The 16700-nt window shown below is 55.6% G+C and carries 19 protein-coding genes; all 19 read left to right on the top strand.

From position 1 onward, the window contains the following. Positions 1 to 266 precede the first annotated feature (266 nt). The 19 genes from GXP52_05890 to GXP52_05800 all read left to right on the top strand — a co-directional run bounded on the left by GXP52_05890 (position 267) and on the right by GXP52_05800 (position 16699). On the top strand, positions 267 to 830 hold the full coding sequence (locus tag GXP52_05890) for a hypothetical protein (GenBank protein ID NOY86813.1): 564 nt from the start codon (positions 267 to 269) through the stop codon (positions 828 to 830). 12 nt (positions 831 to 842) lie between these two features. Continuing rightward, entirely contained in the window at positions 843 to 1775 is a 933-nt protein-coding gene (locus GXP52_05885; protein ID NOY86812.1) for a 4Fe-4S dicluster domain-containing protein, read from the top strand. Positions 1776 to 1793: 18 nt separating this feature from the next. Beyond that, the gene (nrfD, locus tag GXP52_05880; protein NOY86811.1) at positions 1794 to 3062 is read left to right on the top strand and encodes a polysulfide reductase NrfD; all 1269 of its coding nucleotides are present in this window, start codon (positions 1794 to 1796) and stop codon (positions 3060 to 3062) included. Between the two features lie 237 nt (positions 3063 to 3299). After that, entirely contained in the window at positions 3300 to 3887 is a 588-nt protein-coding gene (locus GXP52_05875) for a hypothetical protein (protein NOY86810.1), read from the top strand. 33 nt (positions 3888 to 3920) lie between these two features. Continuing rightward, positions 3921 to 4433, top strand: a complete 513-nt coding sequence (locus GXP52_05870; protein NOY86809.1) for a hypothetical protein — start codon at positions 3921 to 3923, stop codon at positions 4431 to 4433. A 44-nt stretch (positions 4434 to 4477) separates the two neighbouring features. Next, a complete protein-coding gene (locus tag GXP52_05865) occupies positions 4478 to 5269 on the top strand; it encodes a 4Fe-4S dicluster domain-containing protein (protein NOY86808.1) in 792 nt (263 codons plus the stop codon). After that, complete coding sequence (gene nrfD, locus GXP52_05860) at positions 5269 to 6483, top strand: polysulfide reductase NrfD (protein NOY86807.1); 1215 nt, start codon at positions 5269 to 5271, stop codon at positions 6481 to 6483. The genes GXP52_05865 and nrfD (GXP52_05860) overlap by 1 nt, the downstream gene beginning before the upstream one ends. A 268-nt stretch (positions 6484 to 6751) precedes the next feature. Beyond that, complete coding sequence (locus tag GXP52_05855) at positions 6752 to 7231, top strand: hypothetical protein (GenBank protein NOY86806.1); 480 nt, start codon at positions 6752 to 6754, stop codon at positions 7229 to 7231. 276 nt (positions 7232 to 7507) lie between these two features. After that, the gene (gene cysE / locus GXP52_05850) at positions 7508 to 8263 is read left to right on the top strand and encodes a serine O-acetyltransferase (GenBank protein NOY86805.1); all 756 of its coding nucleotides are present in this window, start codon (positions 7508 to 7510) and stop codon (positions 8261 to 8263) included. Further along, the gene (locus tag GXP52_05845; GenBank protein ID NOY86804.1) at positions 8260 to 8724 is read left to right on the top strand and encodes an Rrf2 family transcriptional regulator; all 465 of its coding nucleotides are present in this window, start codon (positions 8260 to 8262) and stop codon (positions 8722 to 8724) included. The genes cysE and GXP52_05845 overlap by 4 nt, the downstream gene beginning before the upstream one ends. Beyond that, complete coding sequence (locus GXP52_05840) at positions 8705 to 9886, top strand: cysteine desulfurase (GenBank protein NOY86803.1); 1182 nt, start codon at positions 8705 to 8707, stop codon at positions 9884 to 9886. Before GXP52_05845 ends, GXP52_05840 begins: the two co-directional genes overlap by 20 nt. A gap of 16 nt (positions 9887 to 9902) precedes the next feature. Beyond that, positions 9903 to 10274, top strand: a complete 372-nt coding sequence (gene nifU, locus GXP52_05835) for a Fe-S cluster assembly scaffold protein NifU (protein NOY86802.1) — start codon at positions 9903 to 9905, stop codon at positions 10272 to 10274. A gap of 209 nt (positions 10275 to 10483) precedes the next feature. Beyond that, entirely contained in the window at positions 10484 to 11551 is a 1068-nt protein-coding gene (mnmA, locus tag GXP52_05830; GenBank protein ID NOY86801.1) for a tRNA 2-thiouridine(34) synthase MnmA, read from the top strand. A gap of 47 nt (positions 11552 to 11598) precedes the next feature. Next, positions 11599 to 12153, top strand: coding sequence for a sigma-70 family RNA polymerase sigma factor (locus tag GXP52_05825; GenBank protein NOY86800.1), 555 nt, complete (start codon positions 11599 to 11601; stop codon positions 12151 to 12153). Continuing rightward, positions 12153 to 12728, top strand: coding sequence for a zf-HC2 domain-containing protein (locus tag GXP52_05820; protein NOY86799.1), 576 nt, complete (start codon positions 12153 to 12155; stop codon positions 12726 to 12728). Before GXP52_05825 ends, GXP52_05820 begins: the two co-directional genes overlap by 1 nt. Positions 12729 to 12922: 194 nt before the next feature. After that, positions 12923 to 13513 (top strand): periplasmic heavy metal sensor, encoded by a 591-nt coding sequence (locus tag GXP52_05815; GenBank protein NOY86798.1) that lies wholly within the window; start codon positions 12923 to 12925, stop codon positions 13511 to 13513. Between the two features lie 266 nt (positions 13514 to 13779). Next, a complete protein-coding gene (mtaB, locus tag GXP52_05810) occupies positions 13780 to 15078 on the top strand; it encodes a tRNA (N(6)-L-threonylcarbamoyladenosine(37)-C(2))-methylthiotransferase MtaB (GenBank protein ID NOY86797.1) in 1299 nt (432 codons plus the stop codon). After that, complete coding sequence (locus tag GXP52_05805) at positions 15075 to 15362, top strand: acylphosphatase (GenBank protein ID NOY86796.1); 288 nt, start codon at positions 15075 to 15077, stop codon at positions 15360 to 15362. The genes mtaB and GXP52_05805 overlap by 4 nt, the downstream gene beginning before the upstream one ends. A 62-nt stretch (positions 15363 to 15424) precedes the next feature. Beyond that, entirely contained in the window at positions 15425 to 16699 is a 1275-nt protein-coding gene (locus GXP52_05800; protein NOY86795.1) for a glycosyltransferase, read from the top strand. Position 16700: the final 1 nt, after the last annotated feature.

Here is a 16700-nt window from a genome sequence, read left to right as displayed (position 1 = left end):
TATATAAATACGCCGAAACTTATCTGTGAATTACCCCGTTTCACTGTAACGTCGCATCAGATGCATCCGCTTGTTATTTAATTCATTTTTACGGCAACTCTCTTGTGCTGTGCCTGGGTTTATTGTTTTTTCAGGTTCCGTCGCAATTTTCGCCTGGGCGATGAATGAGTGGTAAAATTACAACCTTTGAGGAGTTTTTTCTGTTGGAGCGGTATCCGGTTGCCACCGGGGCATTGTGCCGGCGCTCCCCGCGGGGAGGAACTACCATGAGAAAAATCCAGGTTCTAACGGTCCTTCTTGGTGTGTTCCTGATGATGGCGCCGTTGCCGGCCCGTTCGGACTCCAAGATCCATTCCGGCAAAACCGTTGCCGAAGCCAACCCCCCCGAAGAGGTGGAACGGCCCATCCCAAACCTCTTTATAACCCCTCCACCGTTATCGGAGGGTATTTTTCCGTGTTCCGATTGCCACGCCGACCAGAAGACCAACCCCAACAGGCGTGAACTCACGGAGTTCCACGAGAACATAAAACTGATCAACCATGCTGAGAAGCAACGTTGGTGTCTGGACTGCCACAACCCTGATGACCGGGACTATCTGCGCCTTGCAAGCGGTAAACTGGTCACCTTCGAGGAGTCCTATTATCTCTGCGGCCAGTGCCACGGCACGATCTTCAGGGATTGGAAGGCGGGCGTTCACGGGAAACGCACGGGGGAATGGAACGGTAAGAAGGTCTACCGTCTATGTGTCCAGTGCCATAATCCGCACAACCCCAGGTTCAAACCCATCACTCCAAAACCACCGCCCATAAAACCGGCGGATATCAAGTAGAGGCCCAACGCCATGAAGGAACCCAAAATCAGCCCCCCGCGCGAACACAAGGTTGCCAGGCGGAGCTTCCTGAAGGGAGCGGCCTTAGGATCCGTTGCCCTGGCTTTGCCGTCCCGGGACGCTGACGCCTCGATCTGGGATGCTTTTTTTCAGAAGCACTTCCGTGAAATGAACGACAAGGAGTTGAAAAAGGTCCTCAAGCGCCTTGAACAGGAATATGCCGAGAAGTACGGCGTGGATATCGATATTTCCGCCAACAAACCGCTTTCGGGAGTCCTGTTCGGTTACGGTCTTGATCTGTCCAGGTGTATCGGGTGCCGCCGTTGTGTATATGCCTGTGTCGGCGAGAACAATCAGTCGAGGGATCCTCAGATCCAGTGGATTACGGTTCTGCGGTTCAAAAAAGGCGACAAATGGGTCAACGATCTTGAGAACGCCGATAAGTATTATAATCCCGACAAGGTTCCGGAGGAGGGGTACTTCTATATGCCCACCCAGTGCCAGCAGTGCGAAAACCCGCCCTGTGTCAGTGCGTGTCCCACCCAGGCTACCTGGAAGGAGGACGATGGAATTATAGTTGTGGATTACAACTGGTGCATCGGCTGCCGCTACTGCATGGCGGCCTGTCCTTATGGAGCGAGACATTTCAACTGGACCGGTCCGGGTATTCCGAAAGATGAGATCAACACCAAGACCCATTACCTGGGGAACAGGCCCCGGTATCACGGTATTGTCGAGAAGTGCACCTTCTGTATACAGAGGACAAGAAATACACCCGGCCGCTATCCGGCCTGCGTGGAGATCTGCCCGGTGGGGGCGAGGAAATTCGGAAACATGCTGGATCCGAAGAGCGAGATTCGCTACTGCATCGAAAATAAGCGTATCTTCAGGCTCAAAGAGGATCTGAATACGTATCCAAAGTTTTTCTACTTCTTCGCCACATAGAACGAGGGGACGATTGTCATGATGGATCAAATAAAACATTTCTTTATCGCCCTCAAGCAGATCGTAAAGGGCAGCCGCGGCTATTACATCTGGATCGGCATCCTCGGTTTCTTCATGCTCCTGGGGTGGAGCACCTACGTCATTCAGTTGAAAAGAGGGCTTATCGTCACGGCCATGCGCGATCAGGTTTCCTGGGGGTTCTACCTTTCGAACTTCACGTTTCTGGTGGGTGTCGCCGCTGCGGCCGTGCTCCTGGTCATCCCGGCATACATCTACAACTTCAAGCCCATCAAGGAGATCGTGCTCTTCAGCGAGATGTTGGCCATTGCTGCTATCTTCATGTGCATCATGTTCATCATGGTCGATCTTGGCCGTCCCGACAGGGTCTGGCATCTTTTTCCGTTCTTCGGCACAATGAACTTTCCAAGCTCTCTCCTGGCGTGGGATGTACTGGTCCTGAACGGCTATTTGGTTTTAAACATTGCAGTTGTTTTTTATGTCATGTACCGCATCGCCCATAACATGGAATACAGTATGGCCGTCGTGAAACCCCTGGTGATTCTCTCCATACCCTGGGCCATAAGTATCCATACGGTCACGGCGTTCCTCTACAACGGCCTGCCTGCACGCTCCTTCTGGAACGCGTCCATCCTCGCGCCCCGTTTCCTGGCTTCAGCCTTCTGCTCCGGACCTGCGCTCATGATCATCATATTCCAGGTTCTCCGGAAGATCTCCGATCTGGAGATCGAGGACAGTGCCATCTCAAAGATCGCCGAACTGATCGCCTATGCCATGGGGTTTAACCTCTTCCTCTTCGGTGCCGAGATGTTCAAGGAGTTCTATTCGGGCACCGCTCAGCTGGCGCCTTTCCAATACCTGTATTTCGGCCTTCACGGATACCATGGACTGGTACCGTGGCTCTGGACGGCCCTGATATTCAACCTGATAGCCTTTTTCCTCTTCCTCTCCCCCAGGGCGAGGAATAATGTGGTGACCCTTAACATGGCGTGCGTGCTGGTTATCATCGGCGTATATATCGAAAAGGGAATGGGCCTGGTGGTGCCGGGTTTCATCCCGGGGACCCTGGGTGAGATTTACGAATACTTTCCCACCCATTCCGAGATCTTTGTTTCCCTTGGGGTCTGGGCGACGGGAGCGCTTCTCTATACCCTTATGCTGAAGGTCGCGATCCCGATCTACACGGGCAGGCTGAGATTTGCCCGAGGTGCCGCAACGGTCGGCGAATCAGCGGCCATCCGTGGATCGGTGACAAGCGCCGAGTTGTGACCGGATCGCATGTGTCCAAAACTTTCGCATCCCTTTGTCCATTCCGGAATTTTCAAGGGTCCCATTGGGATTATCGCCGACCTGCGATTGTGAACACATACACCCGACCATGGGTTCGCAAAAAGACCCTTGACCTCAGTTTTAAACGGGTATAGACATTAACGCTGTCGTTCTAAGGGTATGCTAAACAAGCTTTAAGGAGCCTTCGATTCCTTGATACGTTTAAACCTAAACCCGATGAAATTAGTTCAATTTATTCGATGGGTACTCTCACCGGAGAAACTTCAGACGGAAAATCCCATCGCCCGTAAGCGGTCCCCTTTCGGCCGGCACGGTTTTGTCTCCTGGGTTCTTTCCCCGGATTCCCTCCCTTACGAAGCGGAAGCCCTCCCACGTGAGTGCCGTTTCGGCCGGAGGAGCTTTCTCGGGTGGATCTTTTCAGGTGAAAGGCTTGAAGAAGAGCCTGCCATGCTTCCTCCCACCGCCCGTTTCGGCCGGCACGGTTTTGCCGGATGGCTCTTGTCGGACGAAAGGCTTGAGGAAGAGCCTGCTGTGGTTCCCCTTGTTGACCGTTTCGGCCGGCACGGTTTTGCCGGATGGCTTTTGTCGGACGAAAGGCTTGAGGAAGAGCCTGCTGTGGTTCCCCCTGTTAACCGTTTCGGCCGGCACGGTTTTGCCGGATGGCTTTTGTCGGATGAAAGGCTTGAAGAAGAGCCTGTTATGGTTCCCTCCGCCACCCGGTTCGCCGGGGAGGGTTTTCTGAAGTGGCTTTTTTCTTCAGATGATCTCTATGGAGAGAATGAAAATCATCCCCCAGGTGAATAACCTCAATCAATCCCAGTTGCGAAAGGCAGAAAAATGGAACACAGCAAACATTTGTGGCGGGCCGTGCTTATCTTGCTCGTACTTTCCCTCGGATATCTGCTTGGCCGCGGGCTTCTGGTGCCTGATACCTTTGGGGAATACGGCCACTTCAGGGGGGCCAACCTTGCCGAACAGATGAACGTCCGTGTACCCAATCACGGTATCGGACCTGAGTCCTGCGCTCCATGTCATGCGGAGCGGGTCAAGAATATCGCTAAGACTCCTCACCGGGTCATCAACTGCGAGACATGTCACGGCCCATTGAGAACTCACGTGGATTATCCCAGCATCGAGGCGTTCATGAAAAATCCCAGCCAATTTAAAAGAACCGCACCAATGGAGATCCATTCCGCTCAGGACCTGTGCATCAAATGCCACGATGCCCAGCCGGCAAAACCCAAGGGTTTTCCAACAGTTGAGGTGGTCCAGCACCTTAAGGAGATGGGCGTCGAACCTGGTCCCAACGTGTGTATGGAATGTCATGATCCTCATGACCCCAAGATATAGGACCGGCAGGGTTTATCAGCGAATCCAATTAGCGAGGAGTCGGCATGAAAGATCTGAGTAGACGAAGTTTCTTGCGGGCGGCGATCGGTGTTACCATTGTCGGGGCCACGTCGTCCGTCATTTCCCTCTTTGCTCCGGGGAAACTTAAAGCTGCATCGGCGGCGACGGATATGCAGCCTGGGGGCTTTCCCGATGGGTATGATCCGTTTGCTCATTTATTCTCCTACGTCATAGATCTGAAAAAGTGTATCGGCTGCGGGTCCTGCGTCAGGGCGTGCAAGAAGGAAAATGATGTGCCCGACGAGTTCTACCGGACCTGGGTGGAGCGTTACCAGAAGGGTCGCGACCGGCCGGTCGAGATTGATTCCCCCGATGGAGGCCTTTACGGGTTCCCCTCCAGCACCGCTGGAACCGAGGGCGTGTCCAAGGCCTATTACGTTCCCAAAATGTGCAATCACTGCGCCCAGACCCCATGCGTTCAGGTCTGTCCCTTCAGTGCGACCTACCTCTCCCCCGACGGGTTGGTTCTCGTGGATGGCGAACGGTGCATGGGGTGTGGCTACTGCGTTCAGGCCTGTCCCTATGCCAGCCGATTCCTTAACCCCAGAACTAAAACGGCTGACAAATGCACCTGGTGTTATCACCGTATTTCCAGGGGGTTGAGACCGGCCTGCGTCCAGGCCTGTCCCACCGGGACCAGGATGTTCGGTGATGTCAAGGACCCCTATGATCCTGTGAGGCATATCATTGACACTGAAAGGATCGGTGTTCTCCAGCCGCAGATGTTGACCAAACCGAAATGCTACTATATCGGACTAGACAAGGAGGTCCGCTGATGCATGAGGTACTAGGCTACGTATTTCCCAACGACCTTCACATCCTTTGGTCGTTGATGATCGTCCTTTATCCCTATGTCACAGGGCTGGTGGCAGGCGCCTTCATCGTGTCTTCCCTCTACCACGTATTCGAGTTTGAATCCCTCAAGCCCATTGCCCGGTTTGCCCTCATAGCTTCCCTGGCATTTCTGCTCGTGGCGACATGGCCCCTTCTGCTCCACCTGGGCCATCCGCTACGGGGAATTAATGTCATGATAACCCCGAACTTCACCTCCGCCATGGCCGGATTCGGTTATTTTTACGGTGGATACATGATCATTCTCCTGTTCGAGGTCTGGCTGGTGTACCGGAAGGATATCGTAACCTATGCAAGAAGGTCCCGTGGCCTGAAACAGTGGATCTATAAGCTCCTGGCTCTTGGGGTCTACGATATTTCGGAGGAGGCCCAGCAGATAGACAGGAGGGCGGTCAAGTTCCTGGCGGCCATCGGTATTCCCGCTGCTTTCCTGCTCCACGGGTATGTCGGATTCCTTTTCGGGGCGCTCAAGTCCAATCCCTGGTGGTCCACACCCCTGATGCCCATCATCTTCATATTCTCGGCCGTTGTCTCCGGAATCGCGGCCCTGATAGTGATGTATCAGGTTGCGATGAAGCTCAAGGGGTTGGTCATCGACCGGGCATGCATCGGCACCATGGTTCGCTGGCTGTGGCTGTTTCTCATCATTACCGCGTCCCTGGAAATGCTGGAGATCATCACCCTGGCTTATGAGAAAGCCGAGGAATGGGAGATCATCCGGCAGCTGCTTACCGGGCCCTTGGCCCTTTCCTATATCGGTATCCAGATGATCATGGGGGTGCTTATCCCGTTCATTCTTCTCATGATCATAGTCCTTTTGGACAGGAATATGGGCGATAAGGTAGCCAACACCCTTTCGTTCACAGCAGCGTCCCTTCTCCTTATCCAGGTCTTTGCCATGAGATGGAATGTCGTCATCGGGGGTCAGATGATCTCGAAGTCCCTGGCCGGCATGCGGCAGGCGTACCGTCCGGAACTGTTCGGGAGGGAGAGTATTACCACCGCTATCTTCATCATGATCGTCCCCATTGTTTTCATCTTCGTTGCCGAGTGGCTTCTGCCGATGTTCAAATTCTCGGAAGAGCAGACCAGGAAGCTCAAGGAGACGGCGGACTATTCGAAAGGCTACACAGAGTAAAGCTTCTTCCGCCGGAACATTCAAGCCGCCCCATAAAACGGGGCGGTTTTTTTTTGGTTAAGGAGCTGCTCCCCGCAATGACGTTGCTGCACGTTGCCCTCTGGACTCTGGACTCCGCGACTCTGGACTCTGGACTCTGGACCCCGGACCCCCTTGGCATCCATATTGCTTTCCCTTGGGCATGAATCCCGACAATGGATGGAACTGCGGAAGGGCGCGAACGCTCCTCATCCTCTTTCTGGCTGTTTTCACGTTAGGGAGGCTTGGGGTGTGGGTCAGGCGTCCGCTTTTCCCCCCCGAGGCCGCTTTTGCCGCCATGGACCCGTGGCCGCCGCCTCTGGAGACAAGAATCCTCGATGCCACTGATACCCCCGTGGGCCGCCTGGTCCTGTTTCCCTCGGGAACAACCGTTAAAGGGGCTGTGTTATCCCTTGGCCTTAAAGTTGATCCATTGTGTTCCGGGTTTGTCCTGCCCAGGGCTGGAGTCGCCTGGCGGAGCAGCTCCGGCTGGCGTATACGCACAATGACCCAGGTGGAAAGGTGGGTATGGAAGATACCCATGGACCTGAGCTCAATCGGGGAAGAGGAACTGGCCCTGATACCTGGGGTGGGTCCTGTCCTTGCGGGGAGGATGTATGCTTTCCTTTCCAGGAATGTCCGGACGAGGACTGTTGATTCACTTGACGGGGTGCGTGGGGTAGGAGCGAAGAAGCTTCGCCTGTTGAAGAAATACCTCGAAGCGGATTGATTAGGCGCGACGCGCCCAAGTTTCGAGGCGGGTTAAAAATAGTCCAGAGTCCAGAGTCGCGGAGTCCAGAGTCGCGGAGTCCAGAGTCCAGGGTCTAAAGTCCAGAGTCCAGAAAGAAGCCATGAACCATGGTCTGGGGGTCTGGCTGCTTTATCACAACTTCCAAACACACGTCCTACCGTAATGAACTTTCTCCCCTGGAATAGTTGACAAAATCCCTAAGTAAAGTTAGATTCCACAATAACTGAATTTTCCAGTCAGGAATAGGAGAGAGTCATGTTTGAAACGTTAAAGGCCGACATCAGGGCTGCCAAAGAGAGGGATCCGGCATGCCGGAGCGCACTGGATGTGGTTTTCAGCTACCCCGGATTTCATGCCGTGGTCCTTCATCGAATTTCCCACCGCCTTTGGGAGTGGCGCCTGTTCTTTCTTGCCAGGTTACTCTCCCATGTGGGACGGTTCCTGACCGGCATTGAGATCCACCCTGCCGTCAGGGCCGGGAAGGGGTTTTTTATCGATCACGGCATGGGCGTTGTTATCGGCGAAACCGCGGAAATAGGCGAGAACGTGACCCTCTACCAGGGTGTAACCCTGGGAGGGGTGAGCCTGAAAAAAGAAAAACGGCACCCGACTCTCAGGAACAATGTGGTAGTTGGTGCGGGAGCCAAGGTCCTCGGGCCATTCGAGGTTGGTGAAAACAGCCGTATCGGGTCGAACTCGGTGGTGGTCAATGCGGTGCCGCCGAACTCCACAGTGGTGGGAATCCCAGGAAGGATCGTGGTGAAGGAGGGCAGAAAAGTCGGTGAGGTGGACCTTGATCACCAGGTGATGCCCGACCCTGTCGCCCAGGCTTTCACCTGCCTCATGGAGCATGTGAACATTCTCCATAAACGCCTGAACGCCATCAGCGAGAAGGAAGATCAGGAGCAGTCCAGGTTCGAGGAACTCAGTCGCAGACTTGACGATATTGTGAAGAAGTCCATCAAGGAGGCAACAAAACCGTCCCCTTCCAAAAAGGCCGGCGCCAAATGAAGATCACCACCCGGGCCAGTTATACGGTGCGAGCCCTTCTTGACCTGGCCCAGAATTCGGAGGGTGGGAGACCGGTCAGGTTGTCGGATATTTCCTCGCGGGAGGGGATCTCCCACTCTTACCTTGAGCAGCTGTTCAACCAGTTAAAGAAGGTGGGGGTTGTCAAGGGGAAGAAGGGGCCTGGCGGCGGCTACGTTCTAAACAAGGTCCCTGGGGAGATCCTTATAGGCGATGTAATTCGAGCTGTGGAGGGGGATGAGAAGCTTTTCCTGTGTACCGAAGAAACAGTCGGGGAAGACCCATGCAGCCGATATCCCTACTGTACCACGCACCACCTGTGGGAGAGGCTTTCTTTCAGGGTACATGAGTTTTTAAACTCGATTACCCTGGCGGATCTCCTTCGGGACGCCGGATATCTTGAGGAAGACGAGGAGAGAAATAATGCAGAGAATCTATCTTGACCACAATGCGACTACGCCATTACGCCGGGAGGTCAGGGAAAGGATGCTCCCTTTTTATGGGGAGCTTTTCGGAAATCCCTCCAGCGCACACTCCTTTGGCCAGGAGGTCAAGGTCCACCTGGACGAGGCGCGAAGCAGGATTGCCGACCAGCTTGGAGCATCTCCCAACGAGATCGTTTTCACCAGCGGTGGGACCGAAAGCGACAACACGGCCCTCAAGGGTGTCGCTTTCGCGGCCCGAAAGGGCCACATTGTCACAACGATGATCGAGCACCCCGCAGTCATGCAGTCGGCCTCATACCTGGCTAAAAAAGGATTCGATGTCACCTATGTGCCAGTTGCCTCCGATGGTGTGGTAGATCCCGAGGAGATCAGAAAGGCCCTTCGACCCGACACCATCCTTGTCTCCGTAATGCACGTTAACAACGAGGTGGGAACGATCCAGCCGATCCGGGAAATATCCGCCATTACCCGCGAGGCAGGAGTATCCTTTCATACCGACGCAGTGCAGAGTTTCGGCAAGCTTCCCACGAAAGTGGACGATCTTGGTGTGGATATGTTGTCCCTGGCAGGACACAAGATCTACGGGCCCAAGGGCATCGGAGCACTGTACATTCGGAAGGGAACAAGGATCGACCCCCTGATAATCGGGGGTGCGCAGGAGAAGCGAAGGCGGAGCGGGACCGAAAACGTTGCCGGCGCCGTGGGCCTGGGCGAGGCCGTCTTTCTCTCTGAGACGGAGAGAGAGGACGTTTTCCGCCGGTTGACCACATTCAGGAAGAGACTTGTTGAAACCCTTACCGAAAAAATAGAGGACATCGTGATCAACGGCGGTCCTGACAGGATGTTCCCCTCCACCATCAGCCTCAGTGTAAGCAGGGTGGAAGGGGAATCGATGCTCCTTTCCCTCGATATGGAGGGTGTGGCGGTGTCGACCGGGTCGGCCTGTTCTTCCGGATCCCTCGAGCCGTCCCACGTTCTGGTGGCGATGGGGATCGATACCGTCCTGGCCCAGGGAACCCTTCGCATCAGCATGGGCCGCGGAACCACCAGGGAGGAGATTGAGTTTTTCCTGGATATCTTTCCGTCCATCGTCGGGAGGCTCAGGGCCATGTCCCCTCTGGGGGCCAGGTGGAGTGAACAGTACAATCAGGCCAAATAAGGAGAACCGGATGGGTATGTACAGCGAGAAGGTAATGGACCATTTTCGGAACCCAAGGAACGTCGGCGAGATAAAAGGTGCCGATGGGGTGGGGGAAGTGGGAAATCCAACCTGCGGGGACATAATGAAGATCTACCTGAAGGTCAAGGATAATGCCATCGAGGACATCAAGTTCCAGACATTCGGGTGCGGCTCGGCTATCGCCACAAGCAGCATGGTCACGGAGATGGTCATGGGTAAGAGTCTCGATGAGGCCGAGAGCGTTACCAACAAGGCTGTTGCTGAGGCCCTTGACGGCCTGCCCCCCATAAAGATGCACTGCTCCAACTTGGCGGCGGACGCTCTTCATGCCGCCATCAAGGATTACCGGGAAAAGCACGGAAAATAATATATTCCCCCATTTGATAGTGAATCCAGCACATTTGCCTGCCAACCAATGAAGATGACTTCGTAAAAAGTCATCAATGCGTCCACTAAGGGGCGCCCAAATCAATGACTTGCAACGCAAGTTGTTGATTTGTGAGGAAAGTGAAAATAACACTTTTCGCTTTCCGTGGAGTAAAAAGCCATGAATGGACCTTTTTACGACCCCATCAAATGAAACGCCGTAAAGAAACCGTTATGGTGGCCATGAGCGGCGGTGTGGATTCCTCCACTGCCGCCGCCATCCTCCTTGAGGAAGGATACAGGGTGATCGGGGTCACCATGCTGCTCTGGGCCGAGGATGTGCCGGGTCTGGAGACAGGTTGCTGCGGAACTGAGGATCTGGCTGATGCCCGGGCGGTATGCGCCTCTCTAGGCATCCGCCATTACAGTATGGACCTGCGCGGGGAGTTCATGGCCGAGGTCGTGGAGCCGTTTGTGAGGACCTATCTTGAAGGACGGACTCCCAACCCATGTATATGGTGCAACGAACACCTGAAGTTCCGCTACCTGCTGCAAAAGGCAAGAGGCATAGGCGCCGATATGCTCGCTACGGGCCACTATGCCAGGATCGTCCATGAGTACTCATATCACCTCGCAAGGGGAGTGGATCCCTCCAAGGACCAGTCCTATTTCCTTTTCCCCGTAGACCAGAAAATACTTTCGCGTCTGCTGTTTCCCCTGGGCGGTCTGAGCAAGGACGTAGTCAGGGTTCGCGCCAGGGACCTGGGCCTGCGGGTCCATGAGAAGCCGGACAGCCAGGAGATCTGTTTCATCCCTTCCGGCGGACTGAAGGAATTTATCCGTAAATCATCGGGCGGCGGCATACGGCCGGGGCCGGTAGTGGACACATCCGGCAACATGATCGGCAGGCACGACGGGGCCGTCTGCTACACCGTGGGGCAGAGGAAAGGGTTGGGCATTGCCGCTAGAGAACCGCTGTATGTCGTCCGCGTCGATGTGGAGTCCAACACTATTGTTCTGGGCGGAAGGGATGAGGCCGCATCTTCGGGTTTATTGGCGAAGAGGGGTCGTTGGATCTCCGGCACCCCGCCTTCAGGTCGGTTCCGAGGGCAGGTGCAGATCCGGCACCGTCACATTCCGGCGGGGGCCTGGATCCATGCCGGGTCCGACGGGTCCTTTTCCGTCGACTTCGATGATCCTCAACATGGCGTGGCTCCGGGCCAGGCGGCGGTGGTCTATGACGGGGAGTATGTGCTGGGGGGCGGGTGGATCGTTTAAACCTTTTGCCTGTCTGGGTGTCTACAATGTCAGAAAGCCTTTGAGCGATGGAAAAAGACAGGGAGAATATGGATGAACGTAATCTTGTCAATATGGCCCGGGATGGGGATGATGGGGCCTTCGAGGATCTGGTTCGCCTCCACCAGAAAGCCGTTTACGCTTTTGTCTACCGACTTTCCGGCAATAGGGATGATGCCGCCGAAGTCGTGCAGAATGCCTTCATCAAGGCCTACCGCTCCATGGGGAGGTTTCGCGGTGAGTCCTCATTCAAAACCTGGCTCTACAGGATCGCCGTCAATACCTTCAGAAACCATCTCCGGGATGAGGCAAGGAGAAGACACCTTCCCATCGATGAAAAGGTCCTGCCGTCCGATGACGATGTCTTTGCGGCGGTTTCAGAAAGGCAGGAAAGAGGGATGGTCCAAAGAGCCATGAGCGACCTTCCTCCAAGACAGCGCGAGGCTCTCGTCCTGAGAATCAATGAGGGATATCGTTTCTCGGAGGTGGCGGATATAATGAAATGCTCCGTGGGGGCCGCAAAGGCCAACTACCACCAGGCCGTGCGGAAGCTCAAAGTCATCATTGGAGGCAGGGGAAATTGATGTGCCGTGACCCGTGGACAAGGGAACATCTGCCCGACCTGGTCCGGGGAAGGTTATCCGTGGAGGAGACCGGGAGGGCCGTGGCCCACCTGGATGAGTGTCGACAATGCGCTGCAGAGCGCGCCCTCATCGTGGCGATGGGAAGGATCGAGGTCCCGGATCCCGGCGATGGTTTCTGGCTGGATCTGCCGGAAAAGGTTATGAAAGGGGCCCGGGAGCGGAAAGGCGCAAGGCGTCAATGGTTTGGTGGACTGGCCGTTGCTGCTGTGGCGGCGGCGCTGGTTCTCTTTTTCCTTGTCCCGGGTACCCCTCCGGTTGACAGGATTGAAAACCTCTCCGGGATGGGGCCCCTCTCATTGGTGGACCTGGGTCCGGAACAGGACCTCCTTTCCCATGGAGGCGAGAATACCTTGGCTGTTGAGGCTGCCCTGGATATAGAGGTCGGACTGACGGAGGAAGAGGTCGCTCTTATCTCCCCGATTCCTGCCGACGGGGAGCTTGAGTACATGCTCATTGACCCCGACACCATCAATGAACTGGAGAGGGCCATCGACGAGATGTCGAACAGAGGTTGATGACTTTTTGCAAAGTCATCAACGCGCCTACGGAGGGGCGCGCAAATCAATGACTTGTCCCGCAGGTCATCGATTTGCGGGACAGGTTGTTGATTTGTGAGGAAAGAGAAAATGGCACTTTTCGCTTTCCGTGGAGTAAAAAGCCGTGGATGGACTTTTTACGACCCTATCAGAAGTTGAAGGAAGGTGAGATCATGAGAAACAGACTACCCGTTATCACGATTATATTCGCCCTGTTCCTGGTTGGTGCACTGCAGGGGACCGCCCGGGCGGAAGACTGGAAAAATCCACCATCGGAGCAGGACATCAGCCGGGTGAGGAAAAAGATCGAGACGTTGAGAGCCTGGAAGCTGACGGAGTTTCTCAACCTTGACGAACAGACGAGCGCTCGCCTGTTTCCCGCCATGCGGGAGGCCGATGAAGGCCGCCAGAAGATTGAGGCCGAGAACCGGAAACTGGTCCGGAGGATGGCCCAAATTCTGAAGAGCGACGACATCAACCAGGCGGAGATAGCGAAGATCCTGGATCGTCTGCAGAAAAACCGCCGGGAGGAGGCACTGATAGAGGAGAGGCACTTCAAGAAGGTACGCTCCATCCTTTCACCTGCCGACACGGCTCGCTATATTCTCTTCCAGATTCGTTTTCAGCAGGAGATAAGGAAAAGGATCGCCCAGTCGGGCCGGGATGGGCGTAACAGCCGTGATTCCGGGTTCTCCCGCGATGGCATGGAACGAGGTGGCACCGGCTCCAGGGGCGGTAGTTCAGGAGGCGGAAGGGGCCGGTGAGGGAACAGGTTCAACGTTCAGCGGGATGAAGAAGGTTCAATGTTCAACGTGTAAACCCGGGATTGCCGCGTCACTCTCGTCTCCCTCGATATTCCTCGCAATGACAGCAGAATAATAAAGGTACGCATTATCCGGAAGAATCTTATTTATTACTTTAAAACCCTGTGGAGCAGCCTGCGAGGGGTTGCGCTGTGGTAAATCAGCTTTTGATCCCATTTTTAAAATTTCGGCTTTTCCCTTTTCCCCATTTCAAGTAAATTACCCCCATGAAGCAAAACACCCCTGGTCTGGATGTGCGGCCCCGAACCTATGCGTGCATTACCCTTGGTTGTAAAAGCAACCAGTACGACACAGCCGCAATTGCTTCCGGCATGGAGACATATGGAATGGCCCGGTCCGAACCGGAAAGCGCCGATATCCTTATCGTCAACACCTGCATGGTCACCGGTCCCACCGAAGCCCAGTGCCGCCAGGCCATCCGCAGGGCCAGGAGGGCCAACCCCGGCGCCAGGGTGATTGTGACGGGATGCATGTCCAAGGGGGCCCCCGGTCAGCTTGTGCGGATGCCCGAGGTGGATCAGGTTGTTGATCCGGCCGAAAAGGGCAAAATACCCGAGATGCTTGGTTTTTCGGAAACTGTGCCTTGGGTTGACTGGCCCGAGGACCCAGGGGTGGGTGTCGATGGCCGGGACAGGGGATTTCTGAAAATCCAGGACGGCTGCGATCACAGCTGTTCCTACTGTATCGTTCCGTCGGTGCGGGGGAAGAGCCGCAGCCTGGCTCCCGGGAAGGTCGCCATGGCGATCCGGAAACTCATGGAGGGAGGCCGCTGCGAGGTCGTCCTCACCGCCATCCATCTCGGCCTGTACGGGAAGGATCAATCCCCTGCAGTCAACCTTGATGACCTTCTTTGGCGCCTTTTGGATGAGGACCTCCCCGGCAGGATCCGGCTCAGTTCCATGGAGCCCCTTGAGATTACCGGACGTCTCCTGGAGATCATGGCCTCGTCACCCGGCCGCATCTGCAGGCACCTGCACATCCCGCTCCAGAGCGGTAGCGACAGGGTACTCCAGGCCATGGGTCGGCCCTACCTTCGGGACGATTTTACCCGAATTGTCCATCGTGCCGGGGAAATGGTGCCCGGCATCGGGATAGGGTGCGACGTCATCTGCGGGTTCCCCGGGGAGACGGAGGATGATTTCAGCCGGACCGAGGATCTGATCCGAAGCCTTGCCATACCCTTTCTGCACGCTTTTCCCTATTCGCCGCGGCCTGGAACCCGGTCGGCCGGTATGAGCGACGACGTGCCGCACCGTGTGAAAAAGGCCAGGGTCAGAACGCTTCGTGAGGTGGCCGCCGGAAACCTGCGGGATTTCCTGGATGGCCTGGTTGGAGCGGAACTTACCGTTGTGCCGGAGAACTCCTGGAACGGAGGCGGGACCGTCGCCCTCGCCGACAATTACGCAAGGGTGGTCCTTGAGGGAGTGGAGGGATTAAGCCCGGGAAGCCTCGTAACGGCCGCTATCGTTGAACGGGACGGGTTATTTTTGAGGGGAGTGCGATGACTGGAAATAAGAGGGTTCGAATGATCGTTCACGGACGCGTACATGCCGTTGCCTTTCGGGCCGGTACAGTTCGCGAGGCGTCGGGAATAGGGCTGGCGGGAATAGTACGCAACCTCTCTGACGGTACGGTGGAGATCATTGCGGAAGGGCCGCGGGAGGCTCTGGACAGGTTGATCGAGTGGTCCCACCATGGTCCTCCCGCGGCGGTTGTGGAAAAGGTGGATGTCTCCTTCGGGACGGCGACAGGTGAATTTGCGGGGTTCGAGGTCCGATTCGGATATTAATCCGCTCGGATTGCTGCTATTTTGATATTCTTAAAATGGGGGATTAGCCTGAAAGGGAAAGGATGAAATATCTTACTGCGCTCAGAAAAGACGTAAGATCCCGCGTGGAGCTCATCGAAAAAGCCGACCTCGTGGTGGGGCTGCCCTCCTACAATAACCAGAGCACCATCGGGAACGTGATTCTGCAGATCAGCCGTGGGCTGAACAGGTATTACCCCGACAAGAGGGCCGTCATTATCGTCTCGGACGGCGGCTCGGTGGATGACTCCCGGGAGGAGGCGGAAAGTGTTCGGGTCTTCCCCTTCCAGGAAAAGATTATCACCATCTACCGTGGAGTCCCCGGCAAGGGATCCGCGTTAAGGGCGGTCCTGGAGGTCTCCGAGTTCCTCCAGGCAAAGGCATGTCTGGTGGTGGATTCAGACCTCCGCAGTATCAGTCCCCAGTGGATCAGGAACCTGCTCTGTCCCATCCTCGAGGATGGGTACCAATTTGTGGCCCCGTACTATAAGAGGTTCAAGTTCGACGGCACAATTACCAATAACCTCGTCTACAACATGACCAGTGCACTTTACGGGAAGAGGATCCGGCAGCCCATCGGCGGGGATTTCGCCCTCTCGGGAGACGTGGTGAAGGAGATCTACAACCAGGACGTGTGGGACACGGATGTGGGGCGCTTCGGTATCGATATCTGGCTCACCACCACCGCCCTGGTCCGGGATTTCCATATCTGCCAGGCCCGGTTGGGAGCAAAGGTCCACGACGTGAAGGATCCATCCGAGAGCCTGGGTCCCATGTTCCGGCAGGTGATCGCCACGATGTTCAGCCTGATGGAGGAGAATGTGGATCATTGGCGCCAGGTTACCGGCAGCGAAGAGGTTCCGATCACCGGAACCGAAATTGAGACTGAGCCTGAGGAGTTTCCCATCTACGTCGACGCCATGATCGAGTCCTTCATGCACGGGTACGTCCAGTTCAGTCCTCTGTGGAAACAGATACTCAGCGAGGAATCCTTCGCCATGGTAAAAGAGCTTGCCGAGACCGGAGACGGCTTTGACATGGACGACAACATATGGGCGCATGTCCTTTTCGACGCCGCCTCGACCTACCACTGCTGGGGGAAGAACCGCTTTAAACTTGTGCAGCTTCTGACCCCGCTTTATTATGCCCGGGTGGCCAGTTTTGCAAGGGCGGTGGAGGGGATGAACAACTCCCAGGCCGAGGAGGTGGTCGAGCGACAGGCCAGGTGTTTCGAGGAAGAAAAGCCCTACCTGTTGGAGCGATGGAAGTGGATCGAGGAAACCAAGGCCCGGGGGGAATTCTGCGGGCAGCTTCCCTAAC

It is taken from the genome of Deltaproteobacteria bacterium (assembly GCA_013151915.1).
Taxonomy (GTDB): domain Bacteria; phylum BMS3Abin14; class BMS3Abin14; order BMS3Abin14; family BMS3Abin14; genus BMS3ABIN14.
Note: the sequence above shows the minus strand (reverse complement) of the source record. Positions and strands in the feature narration are given on the sequence as shown.